We start from the raw sequence: 1412 nt of genomic DNA, 5'->3' as shown, positions 1-1412 counted from the left end.
TTGTTCTTTCTAATTATATAGCTTAAATTTAGTGTTTTTATTAAAATGCTAACTTAAGCCGTGTATAATTAATTGCTAGGTTCTTCTCTACTTGCGAATATTCCTGCGGAATATTCACGGGTTCGTAAAAGTTTACTAATTTAGTTGCTTAACCACGCAACTAACCATACACAAACACGTTGTAAAACATTTGACCAAAACTATGGAAATAGATAAAACCGAACAATTACTGAATAAGTTTGACTATAAATTTGAAAAGAAAAACAACCAAATAATAGTCAAATTGGATTTAGCACAAAGAATTATAATTGACTTCTCAAACCCTGAAAAAATAAAAATAACTGACAGATTAGTTGGTTGGAATTTCCTAACAGGACTTATCGAAATGAGTATTAAAAATGCAACTATATATAATTTTATTGGAGCATTAGTTCTGACTATAATGTTTGTATACTTAGATTTAGAATACGATGGAATTAATCTGATTTTTTTCTTTTTAACTTTTATTCTTTGGGTAATTCTTTGGACAACGTTTTACTTGATTAAAGCAGAAAATATAAAACGGACATTAATGAGTTGGAATCAATAAAATTATACTGAATAAAAAACGTTTTACAACACCGTGTATAATTAATTGCTTTGTTCTTCTCTACTTGCGAATATTCCTGCGGAATATTCACGGGTTCGTAAAAGTTTGCTAACTTAGTTGCTGAACCACGCAACTAACCATACACAATCACGTTGTACAACATTTACCAAAAAAACTCATAATAGGATGAAAATAGAATTTAATGAATCGGAAAACTCAATCGAAATAAAAGATGGACTTAAAAACCAATATCTGATTTTAAAAATTTTAATGATATTGAATTTAGCAAACGCAATAATCCGAATATTTGGAAAACAAACAACTGAATATGGTTTTATTGAATATTTCTGGATTGGATTGGGAATTATTTCTTTAGTTGTTCTTTTTATGTTCGTATTTAAATTGTCAACAGCGGAGAAAATTTCAATCGTAGAAATAACGGAACTTGAAGAAAAAACAGTTTTCGGAAATAACAGATTCTCATTGAAACTGAAAAATGGAAAGAAAAGGAATTTAGGGAATTTTAAAGACCAATTTGAATTAGTAAAAGCACGTGAGTTATTTACTAAAATTGGAATAGCGAACTGATAAAAAAAACGTTGTACAACACCGTATAAAAATAATTGCGGTTTTAGTGCTTAATCAAAGGTCGTTGCGTGTTTGTAACGTCTGATTTTCCTTCGGAAAATCCTCGCATACAAACCCGCAACTATTCTTATACATAAACGTTGTAACCAATTTAAGAAATGAATTTTCCTGAAATAGGTTGACTAAAAATTAAGCAATTAATTACAGTCACTTATGAAAACACAAAATGAACACT

2 protein-coding genes are annotated in these 1412 nt (G+C 29.0%); both read left to right on the top strand.

The window, feature by feature from the left end; translation table 11 throughout:
- The first annotated feature begins 202 nt into the window (after positions 1–202).
- Positions 203–589: a hypothetical protein gene (locus HM985_RS17050; protein ID WP_179377409.1), complete on the top strand. Its 387-nt coding sequence runs from the start codon at positions 203–205 to the stop codon at positions 587–589.
- A 186-nt stretch (positions 590–775) separates the two neighbouring features.
- The gene (locus HM985_RS17045; protein ID WP_179377408.1) at positions 776–1177 is read left to right on the top strand and encodes a hypothetical protein; all 402 of its coding nucleotides are present in this window, start codon (positions 776–778) and stop codon (positions 1175–1177) included.
- Positions 1178–1412: the final 235 nt, after the last annotated feature.

It is taken from the genome of Winogradskyella wichelsiae, from assembly GCF_013403925.1.
In the GTDB taxonomy this organism is placed as follows: Bacteria; Bacteroidota; Bacteroidia; order Flavobacteriales; family Flavobacteriaceae; genus Winogradskyella; species Winogradskyella wichelsiae.
Note: the sequence above shows the minus strand (reverse complement) of the source record. Positions and strands in the feature narration are given on the sequence as shown.